The sequence below is a fragment of the Aeromonas sp. A600620 genome, assembly GCF_029479985.1.
GTDB lineage: Bacteria > Pseudomonadota > Gammaproteobacteria > Enterobacterales > Aeromonadaceae > Aeromonas > Aeromonas veronii_A.
This window is the reverse complement of record NZ_JAAKXB010000008.1, coordinates 143,694-162,431: the sequence shown is the minus strand read 5'-3', so window position 1 is coordinate 162,431 and position 18,738 is coordinate 143,694. Positions and strand designations below refer to the sequence as shown.

The following is an 18,738-nucleotide window of genomic DNA, read 5'->3' as shown; positions in this document are numbered from 1 at the left end:
CCTGTTTAAATAATGGAGTCAGTATAGACAAGGCCCGCAAGGAAAAACGTTTGCCTTTTCACCATAAAAAAACCACCCTGCCCGGGGTGGTTCCATAGCATGCAAAAGCGTCGGTTTTCAGGTGGCCGCCATGCCCTGCAACAGAGCCAGCAGCGAGAAGAGGGCGAGGGCGAGCCAGAACAGCAAGGTGCCCAGAAAACGGGGCACATTGGGGGCTTTGGGGATCTGGATGCCGATGGCATGCAGGAGGCGGCCAACCAACAGCATGGCGCCACCGGCATGCAGCCAGAGCGCACCGGCACCGGAGAGCTCGCACAGCGCCATCAGCAGCAGGGTCAGCGGCACATACTCGGCAAAATTACCGTGGGCCCGGATCGCCGCCAGCAGCTCGGGGGCCTCCCCCTGTCCTATCATCACCCCGAACTGGGCGCGGCGTTTGACCACCCAGAAGGAGAGCCCTAGAAACAGCAGCCCAAGCAGGCCTGCGTAGATCAGCGTGATATGTACCATGACTCGACTCCTTGTTTGACTGACTGTCGGTCACTCATGCCAATTCGCGGCAGATGAGCGAGACCATCATCCTGATGTGGGCCTGATCGCTGTTGAGGGCCGGAATATATTCAAACCGCTCGCCACCGGCCTCCATGAAGATCTCCCGATTCTGTACCTGAATTTCCTCAAGGGTTTCGAGGCAGTCGGCAGCAAAGGCAGGACAAATTACATCGAGCCGCTTGATGCCCGCTGCAGGCATACCGGCGATGGTCACGTCTGTGTAGGGCTTGAGCCACTCCTCCTTGCCAAAGCGGGACTGGAAGCTGGCCGTCCACTGCCCGGCCTCCAGCCCGAGCGCCTCGGCCAGCAAGCTGGCGGTATGGCGACACTGGTGACCATAGGGGTCCCCTTCGTTCTCGTAGCGCTCGGGAATACCGTGGAACGACATCAGCAGGTGATCACCCTGACCGTGCTGCTCCCAGTGACGGCGCACACTCATGGCCAGCGCCTGAATGTATTCGGGGTGGGCGTGATAATCACGAATGAGCCGTACCACCGGCAGATTGCGCTCTTTCTTCATTGCCTTGCCCCAGGCATCAAAGACCGAGGCGGTGGTACTGACCGAATATTGCGGATAGAGCGGCAACAGGATCACCCGGTTGACCCCTTTGGCTTTGAGCGCCTGCCAGCCATCATTCACTGACGGGGAACCATAGGTCATCGCCAGCTCCACCGGCACCTCAACCCCCTCCCGCTTGAGCTCCTGCTCCAGTGCGGCGCGCTGCTGCTTGCTTATCACCATCAGCGGCGAGCCCTGCTCGGTCCACACCTGCTGATAGAGCTTGGCCACTTTGGGCGAGCGCGTCGGCAAGATGATGAAGTGGAGCAGCGGACACCAGAGGTAACGGGGCAGGTCCACCACACGGGGATCGTGCAGGAACTGGCTGAGGAACGCTTTGACGGCAGCGGTGGTCGGTGCGGCTGGGGTACCCAGATTGACCAGCAATATTCCGGTTTTCGTGGTCACGTTGGCTTCCTGTCTATCTGTCATTATGCAAAAAGGGCCCGACAGGGCCCTTCTCTTTATTTATCTGATGGCACGGGAAACTGTGCCGGCAGCAAAGATCAGCCCAGAATGGTGGCAAGCTGCTTGCTGACCAGATCAACCGGCTGGGTGCCGTCGATCTTGACATAACGGGTGTGGCCCGCTTCCGCCTCTTTGCCGTAGAAACCGATCAGTGGCGCGGTCTGCTGATGATATACATCCAGACGCTTGCGTACTGTGGTCTCTTCGTCGTCGGCGCGGATCACCAGATCTTCACCGGTCACGTCATCCTTGCCTTCCACTTTCGGCGGGTTGAACACCACGTGGTAGGTACGGCCGGAGCCGGAGTGAACGCGACGGCCGCTCATGCGCTTGACGATCTCTTCGTCCGGCACATCGAACTCCAGCACGAAATCAACCACGACACCGGCGTCCTTCATGGCTTGCGCCTGGGGAATGGTGCGCGGGAAACCGTCCAACAGGAAGCCTTTGGCGCAGTCCGGCTGAGCGATGCGCTCCTTGACCAGACCGATGATGATGTCGTCAGAGACCAGCTGACCTGCGTCCATCACAGCTTTGGCTTTCAGACCGAGCTCGGTGCCCGCCTTGATCGCCGCACGCAGCATGTCGCCGGTGGAGATCTGGGGAATACCGTGTTTTTCCATGATGAACTGAGCCTGGGTACCTTTGCCGGCGCCCGGAGCCCCCAACAGAACAATGCGCATACACGCTCCTATTGATTGGTTATTCAAATCTTGCGAAGGCAAAAAAGTACACGGTTTCGCCCGTTTCTACAAGGGTGAGCCACTTGAATGAGCACTTTATCACCACAATAACCGGCTGATCGAACAGGATTTCATCGCAAGGGGAAGACGCAAAAATAGCCAGGGATTCAGCATAGAGCGCCAAAAGCAGGAAGGACGTACGACAGAAAAAAAGATCCCGGCTCAGGGCCGGGAATTGCGCTCAAAAGTAACTACTTGTCGCTCGTAGTAGGAACATGGCAATAGTAGTTTGCCCCCTGTGCGTCAACAACTGTCAGATGTGACAGGCAGGCCGCTATGAAACCGGAACTGCGGATCCGGCGAGCAGATTAGCTCGGCTTCCAGCTTGCCAAAGAAGGCCACCCGCTCGCTGATATCCTCCCCTGCGTACTGTTCGGCCAGGCTCAGGTAATCCTGATAGTGACGCGCTTCGGAGCGCAGCAAAGAGACATAGAAGCGGCTCAGCTCTTCGTCCAGATGGGGCGCCAGCTTGGCAAACCGCTCGCAGGAGCGGGCCTCGATATAGGCGCCGATGATCATCTTGTCGACTATGGTGGCCGGCTCATGGGTGCGCACATGCTGCATCAATTGGCGGGCATAGCGGGAGGCCGTCACCGGCCCGTATTCGATGCCGCGGGCCTGCATGATCTCCAGCACCTGCTCGAAGTGGTGCAGCTCCTCCTGAATGAGTCGTACCATGGGAAACAGCAGCGGATTGCGTTCCAGCTCGGCAAAGACGGTGCGATCAGACTCCCCCATGCTGCGTTTGCCCAGGATTTCGGCCTTCTCCGGAATGGCATCCAGCTCGCGATAGAACTCCAGCTTGGGCAGCAGATGGCGCTTGCCCTTGGGCAGGCAGTAGCGGCGCACCAGACTGTGGGCAGTGAGTGCGGCCTTGGTCTCGCAGTTGGCGTGATCGATGAGCAGGGTCGGTAAACGGGCCGGATCCCGCGCCATCTCTACCCACTCATCCGGGGTCTCGCACTGCAAAAACTGGCGCACTGGGGCTAGCAGATCATCCATCTGAACTCTCGTCTCTTAAAAGCGTATCGATCATATATGTTGCCGCCTATGCTAGCGGATCCCGCTGGCCATGCCCATATCCGGCAAGATAAACGGATGTTTTTCAAACAGATACACCCTACCCCTTCTGGCGGTGCGAGGTAGAAACGACAATGGGGGCCACTGGCCCCCATCTCGCTATCCCATCCGGCAAAACCGCAAACGTTTAACTGCCTTCGTTAAAAATTTCCAGATTGCTGGTGCCTTCCTGCCACTCACGCACCGCTTTGGTGTCATCGTTGCGCAGGGCGTTGAGGTGATCCAGATAGGACTGGTCCACGTCGGAGGTGACGTAGTGACCATTGAAGACTGAGGTCTCGAAGTGACGCAGATCCGGGTTGATCTCCCGCACGGCGGCCTCCAGATCTTCCAGATCCTGGAAAATCAGGCCGTCAGCGCCAATCAGCTTGCACACCTCTTCCACTTCGCGGCCATGGGCGATCAGCTCGTTGGCGGTGGGCATATCGATGCCGTAGACGTTGGGGAAGCGAATTTCCGGCGCCGCCGAGGCGAAGTAGACCTTGGCTGCCCCCGCTTCACGGGCCATCTGGATGATCTGTTCGGATGTGGTACCACGCACGATGGAATCGTCCACCAGCAACACCTTCTTGCCCTTGAATTCGGAACTGATGGCGTTGAGCTTGCGACGCACCGACTTCTTGCGCTGGGTCTGGCCCGGCATGATGAAGGTACGGCCGATGTAGCGGTTCTTCACGAAGCCCTGACGGTATGGCAGGTCGAGGGTGTGGGCGATCTCCAGCGCCACGTCACAGGAGGTCTCGGGGATGGGGATAACCACATCGACATCGAGATCTTCCCACTCGCGGGCTATCTTCTGACCCAGCTTGCGACCCATGTTGAGGCGGGCAGCGTAGACCGAGACCTTGTCGATGCACGAATCGGGACGAGCGAAGTAGACGTATTCGAAGATGCAGGAGCTCATCTGCGGGTTCTCCGCACACTGCTCGGAGAAGAGCTGGCCCTGCTCGGTGATGTAGATGGCTTCACCCGGCGCAATATCCCGCACCGTCTCGAAACCGATGGCGTCGAGCGCCACGCTCTCTGAGGCGAGCATGTACTCCACCTGGCCCTGCTCATCCTGACGACGACCGAGGATCAGCGGGCGAATGCCGTTGGGATCACGAAAACCGATGAGACCATGGCCAATCACCAGCGAGACCACCGCATAAGCGCCGCGGATCTGCTGATGGGTTCTGCGCACCGCGGCGAAGATATCTTCGGGGCGCAGGGCCATCTTGTCACAGCGATCCAGCTCGTGGGCCAGCACGTTCAGCAACACTTCCGAGTCGGAGGTGGTGTTGATGTGGCGGCGGGCGACCTTGAACTGCTGCTCCTTGAGCTCCTTGGCGTTGGTGAGGTTGCCGTTATGGGCCAGCACCATGCCGTAGGGCGAGTTCACATAAAAAGGTTGGGCTTCAGCGGCACTTGAGCTACCTGCTGTGGGATATCTGACATGACCTATGCCGATGTTCCCTTGCAAACGCTGCATGTGGCGCACTTCAAACACGTCCTTCACCAGGCCATTGGCCTTGCGTTGCCGGAAGTTTCCACTATCAATGGTCACGATCCCGGCGGCATCCTGTCCCCTGTGCTGCAACACCGTCAAGGCGTCGTAGAGGGCCTGATTGACGGGGGTGGTGCCAACTATACCGACAATACCACACATGTCTTTGCTACCTCGAAGTCACTATACCTGTTTAAGAAAACTGGATGAGTTCAGCATGAACCCGAAAAACCACTGGATCACCGGCTTGAACTCCGGCACCAGCTTGGACGCCACCCACCAGTCGCTCTGGGAGAGGCTGGTGAAGGTATCCATGAAAAAAAGCAGGGCACTGACGATCAGCACCCCGCGAATTGCACCGAAGCAGACCCCCAGCACCCGATCGGTACCGGAGAGACCCGTCTTGTCCACCAACAGACCCACCACATAGTTGACCACGCTGCCGAGGATCAGGGTCGCCACAAACAGGGCTGCGATGGCCAGACCGTTGCGAACCAGCGCATCGGAGAAGGAGGTGAAATAGACGGCGAGATCAGGATAGAAATGGCTGGCAATAAAGAAGGCGACGAACCAGGTGACGAGAGACATGGCCTCCTTGACGAAGCCGCGCACCAGACTGATGAGAGCAGAGAAACCGACGATGCCGATGATGGCGTAATCAATCCAGACCATAGAAAAAGATGTCCTGCGAAATTGCGGCGCAGTCTAACAAAAACGATTGCGCATTGCTTGATAAAAATGTGTTAACTGTTCAAAGCGGCGCCGAAAAGCTGCATTTTTTTCAGCACTAAAACGATTGTTCGGCGCCAGAATGCACAACGCCATGGCAATGCCATGGCGTTGTGGTCAGCTGCGTGAGCTTACCCGATGTGGGTCAGGCCACCCATGTAGGATTGCAGCGCGGCCGGAATGGCGATACGACCATCTGCCTGCTGGTAGTTCTCAAGCACAGCGACCAAGGTACGACCCACAGCCAGACCTGAGCCATTCAAGGTGTGAATGAGCTGCGGCTTGCCATCGACACGCACGCGAGCCTGCATGCGGCGCGCCTGGAAGTCGGTGCAGTTGGAGACAGAGGAGATCTCGCGGTAGGTGTTCTGGGCCGGCAGCCACACTTCCAGATCGTAGGTCTTGGCCGCGCAGAAGCCCATGTCACCGGTAGAAAGCGCCATCACGCGATACGGCAGCTCCAGCAGTTGCAGCACCTTCTCGGCGTGACCCACCATCTCTTCCAGCGCTTCCCAGGATTTCTCCGGATGAACCAGCTGTACCATCTCGACCTTGTCGAACTGGTGCATACGGATGAGACCACGGGTATCACGACCGTAGGAGCCCGCTTCGGAGCGGAAGCAGGGGCTGTGAGCGGTCATCTTGATCGGCAGCTCCTGCTCGTCGAAGATCTCGTCGCGCGCCATGTTGGTGAGCGGCACTTCGGAGGTCGGGATCAGGGAGAACTTGCGCACCTTGCCCTCTTCTTCCCCTTCCCCGTCAATACCGGTATTGAACAGATCCTGGGAGAACTTCGGCAGCTGGCCGGTACCGTACAGGCTGTCCGGGTTGACCAGATAAGGCACGTAGCACTCGGTGTAACCGTGCTGCAGGGTGTGCAGATCCAGCATGAACTGGGCCAGGGCGCGGTGCAGACGGGCAATCTGGCCCTTCATCACCACGAAACGGGAACCGGAGAGCTTGACGCCGTTCTTGAAATCAACGCCCTTGGCCGCTTCGCCCAGATCGATATGATCCCGTACCGGGAAGTCGAAGTGACGCGGGGTACCCCAACGGCGCACTTCCACGTTGTCGTTCTCGTCACGACCCACAGGGGTGGTCTCGCTCGGCAGGTTGGGGATGGCGTCGGCAATGGTTTTCAGCTCGGCCAGCAGCGCATCCAGCTCGACTTTGCTGGTTTCCAGCTCGTCATTGATCTTGGTCACCTCGGCCTTGAGCGGGCCAACATCTTCACCGCGACGGGCAGCCTCACCGATGGACTTGGAGCGGGCATTGCGCTCGGCCTGCAGCTCCTGGGTACGGGACTGCAGATCCTTGCGCTTCTCTTCCAGAGCATTGACAGCCGCTACGTCCAGAACGTAGCCACGTGTCGCCAGACGAGCGGCAGCTTCATCGATGTCGCTGCGCAGATATTTGGGATCCAGCATGGGTTACCTACTTTTTTAATAAGGGATCTGGGCCTGAGTCATCATGACGGGCTAAAAAACAGATCCGGAAGTTAACATCGGTTGGCGCACCCCAATCGTCTTCAGAATCGGGCCTTAACTATCACAGGCCTTCGAGATCAAGAAGATGGCGCAAGGCCAAGACAAGCGGGGTCAGACGGGCAGTGTAGCAGACCGCCCCCCCGCCCGAACAGGGACTATTTGTGTCGTTTTTACCGACTTTGGCACGCAAACCGTCCTGCATATTCAAACGCCTGACCAATTTTCAGCCACGCGGGGTAACAAAGGGGCTATTTGCCCCGTTGCTGCGGACTTTGCCTGTCCAGTTCACGGAGGTAATCGAGCTTCTGGCCAATCTGCTTTTCAAGGCCGCGATCGGTGGGCTGGTAGTACTGCTTGCCGGCAAGCTCGGGCGGGAAATACTGCTCGCCCGCAGCATAGGCGCCCGGCTCGTCATGGGCATAGCGATACTCGGCGCCATAGCCCAGATCGCTCATCAGCTTGGTCGGCGCATTGCGCAGGTGCACCGGCACCTCGAAGTCAGGGAGGTTTTTGGCATCATGGAGCGCTGCCTTCCAGGCGGTGTAGACCGCATTGCTCTTGGGAGCACAGGCAAGGTAGACGATCGCCTGGGCGATGGCCCGCTCCCCTTCCGCCGGCCCGATGCGGTGGAAACAATCCCAGGCAGATAGCGCCACCTGCATGGCACGGGGATCGGCATTGCCCACATCTTCCGAGGCAATCGCCAGCAATCGGCGTGCAATGTAGAGCGGATCGCAGCCGGCACTCACCATGCGGGCATACCAGTAGAGTGCCGCATCCGGTGCCGAGCCGCGGATAGATTTATGCACCGCCGAGATGAGGTCGTAGAAGTGATCCCCCCCCTTGTCGAAGCGGGCCACATGTTCCCCCGCTACGGCGGCAAGCAGCGCGCTGTCGATCACCCTCGCCCCTGTGCTGTCGGTTTCGGCCATGTCGGCCAACAGCTCCAGATAGTTGAGGGATTTGCGCCCGTCCCCATCCACCGCCTTGGCCAGCGCCTCTTTGGCACCGGGGGCGAAGGTGAGTGCCGGATCATTAAGACCACGGGGATCGGTCATCGCCTGATCGAGCATGGCGAGAATATCGCTCTCCTCCAGTCGCTTGAGCAGATAGACCCGGGCTCGTGAGAGCAGTGCGTTGTTGAGTTCGAACGAGGGGTTTTCAGTGGTGGCACCGATAAAAGTGATGGTGCCATCTTCGATGTGAGGCAGGAACACATCCTGCTGGCTCTTGTTGAAGCGGTGCACCTCATCCACAAACAGAATGGTGCGAACCCCGCGCCAGCTATTCTCCTTCGCCTTGTCGATGGCGGCGCGGATCTCCTTGATGCCGGAGGTGACCGCAGAGAGTCGCTCCACTTCCGCCTGACAGTAGTGAGCCATCAACTCCGCCAGCGTGGTCTTGCCGGTACCGGGCGGCCCCCACAGGATCATCGAGTGGCAGTGACCCGCCAGGATCGCTTTGCGCAGGGGCTTGTCAGCCCCCAGGATATGTTGCTGACCGATATACTGGTCGAGGTTTTGCGGCCGCATCCGGGCCGCCAGCGGACGAAAGTCCGATGAGAAATCCAGCGTCAAGTTGCTCATCTGTATTGACCACCCAGCGTCACGCCACTCGCCTTTGACTGGCGCAGTGGCGAGCAATCCAACGACCGCTTGCTCATTAGCGCTGGTCGTCCAGCTCGACCCCCTTCGGGATCTTGAAGACAAATTCGTTACCCTTGAGCACCGGCTTGCGGTTGAAGTTATTGAGGGTAAATTCGGTCCACTGCCCCTGCGCCTCTTTTACATCAAAACGACTGATATTGTTGTCGCGATCGAAGGTGACGCGGAAGGAGGCTATAAGCTCGCTCGGATCCCTGCTGGTGACGGTGTAGACATCCCCCTGCTGGGTCACGTCGTAGCGCTTCCACAGTTTTTCGTCATTGCCAGTGATCAGCACGAAGGGGGTATTGAGCACCGCATCCTTCAATTTAAGGGCTGTCACCTGCTCGACGAAGGGGTCATATACCCAGACATCCTTGCCATCAGCCACGATCAGGTTCTCGTCAGGCGAGGTGGTATGCCAGTTGAAATGGTTGGGGCGTTGCACCAGCAGATCGCCGCTGGCGCGCTGCAACTCCTTGCCCTTGCTGTCGTAGACAGTCTGGGAAAACTTGGCAGAGAAGAGGCTGACACTAGCCAGCTTCTGCTTGAGATCGCTGGCCGCATCGGCCCACACCTGGCTGCTGGCTATCAGCAGCACGGTACCCATCAACAGTTGTTTTTTCATCACGCTCTTCATAAAGACGCTCTCGATAAAAGGCCATGCCCGCGAAGGGCATGGCCAGGGATAGTATGAAACGGTGAGTCTTAGTCCCGCACTGGCGGCGGTGCCAGCACGTCGCGTTGACCATTGCCACCCGGGGCGCTGACGATGCCCTGATTCTCCATTTGCTCGATAAGACGAGCCGCCCGGTTGTAACCAATCTTGAACTTGCGCTGCACACTGGAGGTAGAACCACGACGGGACTCCACCACGAAGGCGACCGCTTCGTCGAACAGGGGATCGAGCTCTTCATCGTCACTACCGCCATATTCGCCGCTGCCGCCGTCACCGCCAGATTCGCCGGAGAGGATCTCCTCGATGTAGTTCGGCTCGCCACGCAGTTTCCAGTCCGCCACAACCTTGTGTACCTCGTGGTCATCGACGAACGCACCGTGTACCCGGGTCGGGTTGGAGGTACCGGCCGGCATGTAGAGCATGTCGCCCATACCGAGCAGAGATTCGGCACCACCCTGATCGATGATGGTGCGCGAGTCGATCTTGCTCGATACCTGGAACGAGATCCGGGTCGGAATGTTGGCCTTGATAAGACCGGTAATGACATCCACCGACGGACGCTGGGTCGCCAGAATGAGGTGAATACCGGCGGCCCGCGCCTTCTGGGCGATACGGGCGATCAGCTCTTCCACCTTCTTGCCGACGATCATCATCATGTCGGCAAATTCATCCACCACCACCACGATGTGGGGCAGTTTCTCCAGCTCAGGTGGCATCTGATCCATGGAGTCACCCGGGCGCCACAACGGATCCAGCAGGGGTTCCCCCTCCTCGATGGCGGCCAAGACCTTGTCGTTGTAGCCCTTGAGGTTGCGCACCCCGACTGCCGACATCAGCTTGTAACGGCGTTCCATCTCGCCCACACACCAGCGCAGGGCGTTGGCGGCGTCCTTCATGTCGGTCACCACCTCGGTCAGCAGATGGGGGATCCCTTCGTAAACCGAGAGTTCCAGCATCTTGGGGTCGATCATGATGAAGCGCAGATCGTCCGGCGTCGACTTGTAGAGCATCGAGATGATCATGGTGTTGACCCCTACCGACTTACCGGACCCCGTAGTACCGGCCACCAGCAGGTGCGGCATCTTGGCCAGGTTCACCACCACCGGCTCGCCGGCGATGTCCTGACCCAGCCCCATGGTGAGCGGGTTGCGGCTATCGCGGAAGGCATCGCAGTCAAGGGTTTCGCGCAGGTAAACGGTCTGGCGCACCCGGTTGGGCAGCTCGATACCGACGAAGGTCTTGCCCGGGATCACCTCAACCACCCGCACGCTGCTGGCAGACAAGGAGCGGGCCAGATCGCGCGAGAGGTTGGTGATCTTGCTCGCCTTCATGCCCGGCGCCAGATCCAGCTCGAAACGAGTAATGACCGGGCCCGGATAGACACCGACCACCTTGGCCTGCACGTTGTAGTCGGCAAGCTTGGCCTCCACCAGACGGCCCATGCGATCCAGCTCATCCTTGCTCATCATCTGGGTCTTGGCGGGTGGACGGTCGAGCAGCTCGATGCTAGGCAACGGCGGCATTGTTGACTGCGGACGACGCTTGGGCTTGGTCGGTGCAACGGCTACCGGCGCGGCAACCTCGTCGTCCCCTTCGGCCCACGGCAGATCCAGATCGTCCTCATCATCGTCATCGGCCACAGCCAGTACCGGCTGGCGGCGACCATTGGCAGCCGCCACCGCACGTTTAGGCTTGGCAGCCGGAGCCGGCTCATCATCTTCATCATCAAACTGGGGATCGAACTCGAAGGTATCGTCGTCGAGTTCCGGCAGCCACTCTTCGGTGGCAGCCTTCTGATTTTTGGCCTTGGGCTTGCGCGTCCAGCTGGTGTGTGGCTCATCTTCCTCATCATCAAACGCGATGGCCCCTACCCCGCCTTCCAGCAAGGGATCCGGCCCCTCGTTGCGGGGTTGACGCCAGCCACCGGTCAGCCAGCGGCCGAGGGTGGTCGGGAAGTGGTAAACAGCGCTGACCGAACCGGTACAGGCCGCGCCGATCTGCTCGACGATGGTGAGCCAGGACCAGCCGGTAAACAGGGTGATGCCGGTTGCCACGAAGCAGAGCAGCATCAGGTTGGCCCCGACGCCGCCAAACAGCGGCACCACGGCAGAAGCGATCACATCCCCCACCAGACCACCGGCGGAGAAGTTTTGCATATCGTTGAAGTTCATGCTGGCAATGGCCGACATGCCGAGCACAGTCAGGATAAAGCCGATGATCCGCACCCCAAGGGTGAGGTAATCCACATCAAGCAGACGGCTCGGGCGCCAGAACAGACTCCAGCCCAGCAGCACCACCAGCGGCGGCACCAGATAGGAGAAGGCACCAAAGGTAAACATGGTGATATCGGCGAGCCAGGCACCGGCACTACCGGCGAGGTTCTTCACCTCCCCTTGCCAGGAGGTCTGGGACCAACCGGGATCAGCGGGATGATAGGACAACAGGGCAAGCAGAAGATAAGCAGCCATCAGGGTGATGGCGATCAAGACGGCTTCGAAGATCCGTTGTGTACCTGATAAAGGAGTAAACAGCTTTTTATCGGCCAAACTCCGGCTCCTTTCTGAAAACATGTAATGCAGGAAATAAGGGGGCCTAGTATCCCCGAAAAGCCCGTCGATTGTCAGCCAGAGCCTGATGGGACGGGGCCATATTTGCAATTATCTTTACAAGAAGAAACGAGCGGACCGGCCGCTCGTTTCTGACTGTCATGGTGTCTCATATGGAAAAGATACCACGGCATAACCTGCTTTATCGGGTGCTGATCACCAGACGACTGCTCTGCTTGACCTCTTCCATCACCACGTAGGTGCGGGTGTCATTGACACCGGGCAGACGCAGCAGGGTTTCCCCCAACAGACGGCGGTAAGCCGACATGTCGCTGACTCGGGTCTTGAGCAGATAGTCGAAGTCACCGGAAACCAGATGACACTCCTGGATCTCTTCGAGCACCTGAACAGCCTTATTGAACTGTTCAAACACATCAGGCGCCCCGCGATTGAGGGTTATCTCTACAAACACCAGCAGAGATGCGTCCAGATAATGAGGGTTCAGAATAGCGGCATATCCTTCGATATAACCTTGTCGCTCGAGGCGACGAACCCGTTCCAGACACGGTGTAGGACTCAGGCCAACTCGCTTGGACAACTCAACATTCGAAATCCTGCCATCCTTTTGCAGTTCATTAAGAATGTTGCGGTCAATCCTGTCCAAATCCTTTAGCCGACTCTTAGCTTCCATCATTTTATTCCATCCTTTGGCTATTTTTTGGTAAGAATCACCAGTCATTTTATAATTATGGTCACAAATCCTGTCAATACCTGAATATACTAGGCGCAAATGTTGGTTAACATTTTGGCAACATGAAACACCAATCTATAGACGAGGGATAGCATGATTATCGGTGTACCTAAAGAGATAAAAAACCATGAATACCGCGTAGGCATGGTTCCGGCCAGTGTACGTGAACTGACAGCACGAAACCATACTGTTTTCGTCCAAAGCGGTGCCGGAAACGGCATTGGCTTCAGCGATGCAGATTATATCGCTGTTGGAGCCGAAATTTTGGCCTCTGCAGCAGAGGTTTTCGCCAAAGCCGAGATGATCGTCAAGGTCAAGGAACCTCAGCCTGTCGAATGTGCCATGCTGCGTCCGGGTCAAACCCTGTTCACCTATCTGCATCTGGCGCCAGACTTGCCCCAGACCGAAGCCCTGCTGAAAAGCGGCGCCATCTGTATCGCCTATGAAACCGTCACCGATGGCCGTGGCGGCCTGCCCCTGCTGGCCCCCATGTCGGAAGTCGCAGGTCGCATGTCTATTCAGGCGGGTGCCCAGGCGCTGGAAAAATCGCGCGGTGGGAGCGGTGTGCTGCTCGGCGGCGTACCCGGTGTCGAACCGGCCAAGGTGGTGATCATCGGCGGCGGCGTGGTCGGCTCCAATGCAGCCCGCATGGCCATTGGCCTGCGCGCGGATGTGACCATCCTCGACAACAACGTCGATACCCTGCGCCGTCTCGATAACGAGTTCCAGGGAGCGGCCAAGGTGGTTTACTCCAACAGCGAGACGCTGGAGCGCCATCTGCTGGCGGCCGATCTGGTCATCGGCGGCGTGCTGGTGCCGGGTGCCACTGCGCCAAAACTTGTCCGCCGTGACCACATTGCGCGCATGAAGCCGGGTTCTGCTATCGTCGATGTCGCCATCGATCAGGGCGGCTGTGTGGAAACCTCCCACGCCACCACCCACCAGGATCCGACCTATATTGTCGATGAGGTGGTGCACTACTGTGTCGCCAACATGCCGGGTGCGGTAGCCCGTACCTCGACCGTGGCACTCAACAACGCTACCCTCCCCTTTATCATCAAGCTGGCTCAACAAGGTTACCGCGACGCCCTGTCGTCAGACGTGCACCTGCGTCATGGCCTCAACGTGATGGAGGGCAAGCTCACCTGCAAAGAAGTCGCCGTGGCTCATGGCCTTGCCTACACGGATCCCTTGACCCTGCTGAACTGATCTGCGCTGGCCTGAGCCAGTCAACGATAAGTGAAAATCCGCCCGCGATGGGCGGTTTTTTTATCTCTTTTTCATGCCCGACCGGACTGCGCAGTGATGCAGGAAGCCGATTGAAACAATCGACTCACTGGCCTTTGACCCCGGATCACGAATTACCTACAATCGCGCAAACTCATCACGTCTCGGAAATCACATCATGAGCCAAGTCACTCACAGCAAATTGCTGATCCTGGGGTCAGGCCCGGCCGGTTACACTGCCGCCGTCTACGCCGCCCGTGCCAACCTCAATCCCCTGCTCATCACCGGCATGCAGCAAGGTGGCCAGCTGACCACCACCACAGAGGTAGAGAACTGGCCCGGCGACCCGGAAGGGCTGACCGGCCCGGCGCTGATGGAGCGCATGAAAAACCATGCTGAGAAGTTCGATACCCGCATTCTGTTCGATCACATCAACAGTGTCGAATTGACCCAGCGCCCGTTCCGCCTCAAGGGTGACAATGGCGAATACACCTGCGATGCGCTGATCATCGCCACCGGTGCCTCCGCCAAGTATCTGGGCCTCCCTTCCGAAGAAGCCTTCAAGGGCCGCGGCGTCTCCGCCTGCGCCACTTGTGACGGCTTCTTCTATCGCAATCAGGAAGTGGCTGTGGTTGGCGGCGGCAACACCGCCGTGGAAGAGGCGCTCTATCTGGCCAACATCGCCAAGAAGGTACACCTTATTCACCGTCGCGACGAATTCCGCGCCGAGAAGATCCTGATCAAGCGTCTGCACGACAAGGTCGAGAGCGGCAACATCGTGCTGCACACTCACCAGACCCTGGACGAAGTACTGGGCGATCAGATGGGGGTTACCGGTGTGCGCCTGCGCAACACCCAGAACGACACCACCACCGACCTGCCACTGATGGGCGTCTTCATCGCCATCGGTCACCAGCCCAACACCCAGATCTTTGATGGCCAGCTGGAGATGCAAAACGGCTATCTGAAAGTACGTGGCGGCCTCGACGGTTTTGCCACCCAGACCAGCATTGAAGGTGTTTTCGCTGCCGGCGATGTGGCCGACCACAACTACCGTCAGGCCATCACCTCTGCCGGTACCGGCTGCATGGCAGCCCTCGATGCAGAACGCTACCTCGATGCGCAATAAATAAGCGCAGTTGTGATATAAGGCATACCCATTGGTATGCCTTTTTTATTTGAAGGAGTCTAATGAAACAGAAGATATTGATTGTCGAAGATAGCCTGACCATCCGCCGTATGCTGACTCAGGCCATTGCCCAGCAGACAGGCCTCGAGATTGACGCCTTCGATACCCTAGAAGGCGCCCGTCACTGTCGGGGCGAGGAGTATGTGGTCGCGCTGGTAGATCTGACCTTGCCGGATGCGCCCCGTGGCGAAGCGGTCAACGAGCTGCTGGCTCAGGGTTTGCCGGTGGTGATCCTCACTGCCGACATCAGCGAGGATAAACGTGCCGCCTGGCTGGAAACCGGCGTGCTGGACTATGTGATGAAGGATTCGCGCCACTCGCTGCAATATGCCGTCAGTCTGGTGCACCGCCTCTATCTCAACCAGTCCATCGAAGTGCTGGTAGTCGACGACTCACGCACCTCCCGTCACCGCACCATGGCCCAGTTGCGCAAGCAGTTGTTGCAGGTGCATGAGGCCAGCCATGCCCGTGAAGCGATGGCGATGCTGGAGCAACACCCGGACATCCGGCTGGCACTGGTCGACTACTATATGCCGGATATCGATGGCATCAGTCTGGTGCGGATGCTGAGAGAGCGATACAGCAAGCAGCAGCTCGCGATTATCGGGATCTCGGTCTCGGACAAGCGCGGTCTCTCTGCTCGCTACCTCAAGCAAGGCGCCAACGACTTTCTCAACCAGCCGTTCGAGCCGGAAGAGCTGCAGTGTCGGGTCAGCCACAATCTGGAAGCGCTCGAGCAGTTCAACAGCATTCAGGAGTCAGCCAATCGTGACTACCTGACCGGTCTCTACAACCGGCGCTACTGGTTCAACGAAGGGCAAAAATGGTTTGAAGAGCATCAGCGCCAGCAGACGCCTCTGGCACTCTGTGTGCTCGATGTGGATCACTTCAAGCAGGTCAACGATCACTGGGGCCATGCCATCGGCGATCAACTGCTCTGCCATCTGACCCGGCTACTGACCCAGTTCTTCCCCGATGCCATGATCGCCCGCTTTGGCGGAGAGGAGTTTGCCATGATGGTGCCTCACTGTACCGTCCCCGTGTTGATCAAGCGTCTTGAAGGGCTGCGTCAGCAGCTGCGCCAGCAACCTTTGTCACCGGAAACCCCGCTCTTTGTTCGCGCCAGTTACGGCGTGATCAGCGTCGGGCGGATATCCATGGACGAGGCGCTGAGCGTAGCGGATCGGCTGCTCTATCAGGCAAAGAACACCGGTCGCGACAAGATAATCTCTCAAGAGACAGCTATCTGAATCCTCAGGGCATCAGTCCCGTGTATTACCGCCCGACAGACTTTCCAACAGGAGAGTCTGCGGGTTCCTTTCCTGCCACTGTCTCCCCATCACCGAGACTATCGAAAGTCAGTAAGTCTTGTCGACCCGCACCCCATCATCGAAGTAGAGAATGCGCACCTTGTCTCCATTGGCAAAGACCATGGCGGGATCATAATCCTGGATCACGTTGATAAGGGCATTTTGTTCGTTGCGGATCAGCAGCTCCACCAGCTTGTTTTCCACCACGGTTCCCCCGGACTGGTATTGCTGCGCAGCCGCAGCCCCCGCGAGCGCCCCGACGGCGGTGGCGATTTCACGGCCATGACCGCCGCCAAACTGGTTGCCCAGCAGGCCGCCCAACACGGCACCACCCAGCGTCTTCCAGCCAGAGTGCTCGGACTCCAGGATCTGGCGCTGGGTAATATTGCGCACCGTTTCGACCTGACCAAACACCACCTGATTGACCGGCCGCGCGGTATTGCGCTGGTAGACCTCCGCCCCGGCGGGCGCCGTGACAAAGCAGAGCAAGCTGGATACTATCAGGATAATGGCCTTCATCTATGAACCTCGTTGCCTTATGTCTCGCTATCTTACCCAACTGGATGATGAGCTTTGCTGGTTTCCCGACCCCAGCCATGCGCTGGAAGAGCCCAACGGCTTGCTGGCGATCGGCGGGGATCTCTCCCCTGCCAGATTGCTGGCAGCTTACCACAAGGGGATCTTCCCGTGGAATGAACCCCACCAGCCGACCCTGTGGTGGTCACCGGATCCCCGCGGGGTGATCCGTCCCGACCAACTCCATGTGGGGCGGACACTGCAGAAGATTATCCGCCGTACCCCATTCGATATTTCTGTCAATCGCGCCTTTAATGAAGTCATTACCGCCTGCGCCGCCCCTCGTCGCACTGCCGATGGCACCTGGATCAGCCAGCCCATGATCGAGGCCTACCAGCAGTTGCATCGGCTGGGTCATGCCCACTCTATCGAGATCTGGCAGGAGGGAGAGCTGCAAGCGGGACTGTATGGCCTCTCTATCGGCCGACTGTTTTGCGGTGAATCCATGTTCAGCCGGATTGATAACGGCGCCAAACTTGCCATGGTGGCACTCTGTCGCCACTTCGCCCGCCATCGCGGCGCTCTCATCGATTGCCAGATGCAGAACCCGTTTCTGGCGACCCTGGGTATCGAGGAGTGGCCAAGGGCCCGTTTTCTGGCCGAGCTGGCGCGCCTTGGCCATCAACCACTGTTGGCTTCCTGCTGGCAAGAGGGGGAGATCAGTCTATGACTGAAGAAGTGATCCTAAAAGTAGGGCTGACTCCCAAGCATCCCTGCAGTTATCTGGACCATGAACAGGAGCAGTTGCTGGTACTGATGGATCACAATCTGCTCAACGCCAACGGTTACGAGCGATTGTTGACTGCCGGTTTTCGCCGCAGTGGCAACGACATCTATCGTCCCCACTGCCCGGCGTGCCATGCCTGCCAATCCCTTCGTATTCACAGTGAACACTTTCGTCCCAGCCGTGGCCAGAAGCGGATCCGCCAGCTCAACAGGGATATCGAGATCGTCCTGAGCTATGATGACAAACCCGAGTATTACCTGCTCTACGAACGCTATATCCGCGAGCGACATCACGATGGCAGCATGTATCCCCCCAACCGCAGCCAGTATCGCGGGTTTCTCCATTGTGACTGGATGCCGCCACTCTATCTGGAAATGCGCAAGGAGGGCCGTCTTATCGGCGTGGCCACCACAGACCTGCTACCCCACTCCTTGAGCGCTATGTACACCTTCTTCGATCCGGATTATGCCGATCGCTCCCTGGGCACCTTTGCCATCCTTTGCCAGCTCGATCTGGCCAGGCGAACCGGGCGAAGCTGGCTCTATCTTGGCTATCTGGTAGAGGCGTGTCGCAAGATGAATTACAAACGCAATTACCTCCCTCATGAGCTGTTAATTCAGGGGGAATGGAAAAATATCGACACCAAGCCCGAGTAAACTTTACACATAGCCTTAAATCCGGCATGATCCAGCGGTTTTTTGTTGTGGCTTATCAAGAGGATTCAATGGCTAAAGAAGACAGTATTGAGATGCAGGGCACTATTCTCGAAACCCTGCCCAATACCATGTTCCGTGTGGAACTGGAGAATGGTCACGTGGTTATCGCTCATATTTCAGGCAAGATGCGCAAAAACTACATTCGTATCCTGACTGGAGACAAAGTAACGGTAGCACTGACTCCCTACGATCTCTCCAAGGGACGTATTGTTTTCCGCTCTCGCTAAGCCAGGAATTCAGCAAAAAACCCCAACCTTTCGGTTGGGGTTT

Annotated in this window: 18 protein-coding genes; 6 read left to right on the top strand and 12 right to left on the bottom strand. The window is 58.1% G+C overall.

Annotated features, from left to right (window positions below; translation table 11 throughout):
• Positions 1-117: 117 nt before the first annotated feature.
• From G5533_RS12270 to lrp, 11 genes are all read right to left on the bottom strand, one after another.
• Positions 118-510, bottom strand: a complete 393-nt coding sequence (locus G5533_RS12270) for an MAPEG family protein (protein WP_441254854.1) — start codon at positions 508-510, stop codon at positions 118-120.
• 34 nt (positions 511-544) lie between these two features.
• A complete protein-coding gene (gene hemH, locus G5533_RS12265) occupies positions 545-1,519 on the bottom strand; it encodes a ferrochelatase (protein WP_005359991.1) in 975 nt (324 codons plus the stop codon).
• A 98-nt stretch (positions 1,520-1,617) separates the two neighbouring features.
• Positions 1,618-2,262: an adenylate kinase gene (adk, locus tag G5533_RS12260; RefSeq protein ID WP_005337083.1), complete on the bottom strand. Its 645-nt coding sequence runs from the start codon at positions 2,260-2,262 to the stop codon at positions 1,618-1,620.
• A gap of 303 nt (positions 2,263-2,565) precedes the next feature.
• Positions 2,566-3,324 carry a tRNA isopentenyl-2-thiomethyl-A-37 hydroxylase MiaE gene (gene miaE, locus G5533_RS12255; protein WP_005346385.1) on the bottom strand — a complete coding sequence of 253 codons (759 nt, stop codon included), beginning with the start codon at positions 3,322-3,324 and terminating at the stop codon, positions 2,566-2,568.
• A gap of 205 nt (positions 3,325-3,529) precedes the next feature.
• On the bottom strand, positions 3,530-5,050 hold the full coding sequence (gene purF, locus G5533_RS12250; protein ID WP_005351229.1) for an amidophosphoribosyltransferase: 1,521 nt from the start codon (positions 5,048-5,050) through the stop codon (positions 3,530-3,532).
• A 21-nt stretch (positions 5,051-5,071) separates the two neighbouring features.
• Positions 5,072-5,560: a CvpA family protein gene (locus G5533_RS12245; RefSeq protein WP_005337086.1), complete on the bottom strand. Its 489-nt coding sequence runs from the start codon at positions 5,558-5,560 to the stop codon at positions 5,072-5,074.
• A 188-nt stretch (positions 5,561-5,748) separates the two neighbouring features.
• Entirely contained in the window at positions 5,749-7,044 is a 1,296-nt protein-coding gene (gene serS, locus G5533_RS12240; RefSeq protein ID WP_216953400.1) for a serine--tRNA ligase, read from the bottom strand.
• A gap of 308 nt (positions 7,045-7,352) precedes the next feature.
• Positions 7,353-8,690, bottom strand: a complete 1,338-nt coding sequence (locus G5533_RS12235; RefSeq protein ID WP_441254853.1) for a replication-associated recombination protein A — start codon at positions 8,688-8,690, stop codon at positions 7,353-7,355.
• Between the two features lie 76 nt (positions 8,691-8,766).
• Positions 8,767-9,375 carry an outer membrane lipoprotein chaperone LolA gene (gene lolA / locus G5533_RS12230; protein WP_441254852.1) on the bottom strand — a complete coding sequence of 203 codons (609 nt, stop codon included), beginning with the start codon at positions 9,373-9,375 and terminating at the stop codon, positions 8,767-8,769.
• An 80-nt stretch (positions 9,376-9,455) separates the two neighbouring features.
• Entirely contained in the window at positions 9,456-11,972 is a 2,517-nt protein-coding gene (locus G5533_RS12225) for a DNA translocase FtsK 4TM domain-containing protein (RefSeq protein ID WP_441254851.1), read from the bottom strand.
• Positions 11,973-12,174: 202 nt separating this feature from the next.
• Entirely contained in the window at positions 12,175-12,666 is a 492-nt protein-coding gene (gene lrp / locus G5533_RS12220; RefSeq protein ID WP_005300047.1) for a leucine-responsive transcriptional regulator Lrp, read from the bottom strand.
• Between the two features lie 150 nt (positions 12,667-12,816).
• Here lrp and ald point away from each other — a divergent pair, with 150 nt between their 5' ends.
• The 3 genes from ald to G5533_RS12205 all read left to right on the top strand — a co-directional run bounded on the left by ald (position 12,817) and on the right by G5533_RS12205 (position 16,389).
• Positions 12,817-13,932 (top strand): alanine dehydrogenase, encoded by a 1,116-nt coding sequence (gene ald, locus G5533_RS12215; RefSeq protein ID WP_421207056.1) that lies wholly within the window; start codon positions 12,817-12,819, stop codon positions 13,930-13,932.
• A 196-nt stretch (positions 13,933-14,128) separates the two neighbouring features.
• Positions 14,129-15,079, top strand: a complete 951-nt coding sequence (trxB, locus tag G5533_RS12210) for a thioredoxin-disulfide reductase (RefSeq protein WP_421207058.1) — start codon at positions 14,129-14,131, stop codon at positions 15,077-15,079.
• A 62-nt stretch (positions 15,080-15,141) separates the two neighbouring features.
• Positions 15,142-16,389: a diguanylate cyclase gene (locus tag G5533_RS12205; protein WP_441254850.1), complete on the top strand. Its 1,248-nt coding sequence runs from the start codon at positions 15,142-15,144 to the stop codon at positions 16,387-16,389.
• A 108-nt stretch (positions 16,390-16,497) separates the two neighbouring features.
• Here the strand turns inward: G5533_RS12205 and G5533_RS12200 are convergent, their stop codons facing one another.
• Positions 16,498-16,968, bottom strand: coding sequence for a glycine zipper 2TM domain-containing protein (locus tag G5533_RS12200; protein ID WP_005337104.1), 471 nt, complete (start codon positions 16,966-16,968; stop codon positions 16,498-16,500).
• A 19-nt stretch (positions 16,969-16,987) separates the two neighbouring features.
• On the opposite strand from G5533_RS12200, the gene aat reads away from it, so the two are divergent.
• The 3 genes from aat to infA all read left to right on the top strand — a co-directional run bounded on the left by aat (position 16,988) and on the right by infA (position 18,695).
• Positions 16,988-17,695, top strand: coding sequence for a leucyl/phenylalanyl-tRNA--protein transferase (gene aat, locus G5533_RS12195; protein ID WP_019445527.1), 708 nt, complete (start codon positions 16,988-16,990; stop codon positions 17,693-17,695).
• Positions 17,692-18,408, top strand: a complete 717-nt coding sequence (locus G5533_RS12190) for an arginyltransferase (RefSeq protein ID WP_005351203.1) — start codon at positions 17,692-17,694, stop codon at positions 18,406-18,408. The genes aat and G5533_RS12190 overlap by 4 nt, the downstream gene beginning before the upstream one ends.
• Before the next feature lie 68 nt (positions 18,409-18,476).
• On the top strand, positions 18,477-18,695 hold the full coding sequence (gene infA / locus G5533_RS12185) for a translation initiation factor IF-1 (protein ID WP_005300033.1): 219 nt from the start codon (positions 18,477-18,479) through the stop codon (positions 18,693-18,695).
• Positions 18,696-18,738 lie beyond the last annotated feature (43 nt).

Bases quoted from the DNA above. Each gene is read 5' to 3' on its own strand.
- G5533_RS12270 (WP_441254854.1), bottom strand. From the start codon at position 510: ATGGTACATATCACGCTGATCTACGCAGGCCTGCTTGGGCTGCTGTTT.
- adk (WP_005337083.1), bottom strand. From the start codon at position 2,262: ATGCGCATTGTTCTGTTGGGGGCTCCGGGCGCCGGCAAAGGTACCCAG.
- miaE (WP_005346385.1), bottom strand. From the start codon at position 3,324: ATGGATGATCTGCTAGCCCCAGTGCGCCAGTTTTTGCAGTGCGAGACC.
- purF (WP_005351229.1), bottom strand. From the start codon at position 5,050: ATGTGTGGTATTGTCGGTATAGTTGGCACCACCCCCGTCAATCAGGCC.
- G5533_RS12245 (WP_005337086.1), bottom strand. From the start codon at position 5,560: ATGGTCTGGATTGATTACGCCATCATCGGCATCGTCGGTTTCTCTGCT.
- serS (WP_216953400.1), bottom strand. From the start codon at position 7,044: ATGCTGGATCCCAAATATCTGCGCAGCGACATCGATGAAGCTGCCGCT.
- G5533_RS12235 (WP_441254853.1), bottom strand. From the start codon at position 8,690: ATGAGCAACTTGACGCTGGATTTCTCATCGGACTTTCGTCCGCTGGCG.
- lolA (WP_441254852.1), bottom strand. From the start codon at position 9,375: ATGAAAAAACAACTGTTGATGGGTACCGTGCTGCTGATAGCCAGCAGC.
- lrp (WP_005300047.1), bottom strand. From the start codon at position 12,666: ATGATGGAAGCTAAGAGTCGGCTAAAGGATTTGGACAGGATTGACCGC.
- ald (WP_421207056.1), top strand. From the start codon at position 12,817: ATGATTATCGGTGTACCTAAAGAGATAAAAAACCATGAATACCGCGTA.
- trxB (WP_421207058.1), top strand. From the start codon at position 14,129: ATGAGCCAAGTCACTCACAGCAAATTGCTGATCCTGGGGTCAGGCCCG.
- G5533_RS12205 (WP_441254850.1), top strand. From the start codon at position 15,142: ATGAAACAGAAGATATTGATTGTCGAAGATAGCCTGACCATCCGCCGT.
- G5533_RS12200 (WP_005337104.1), bottom strand. From the start codon at position 16,968: ATGAAGGCCATTATCCTGATAGTATCCAGCTTGCTCTGCTTTGTCACG.
- aat (WP_019445527.1), top strand. From the start codon at position 16,988: ATGTCTCGCTATCTTACCCAACTGGATGATGAGCTTTGCTGGTTTCCC.
- G5533_RS12190 (WP_005351203.1), top strand. From the start codon at position 17,692: ATGACTGAAGAAGTGATCCTAAAAGTAGGGCTGACTCCCAAGCATCCC.
- infA (WP_005300033.1), top strand. From the start codon at position 18,477: ATGGCTAAAGAAGACAGTATTGAGATGCAGGGCACTATTCTCGAAACC.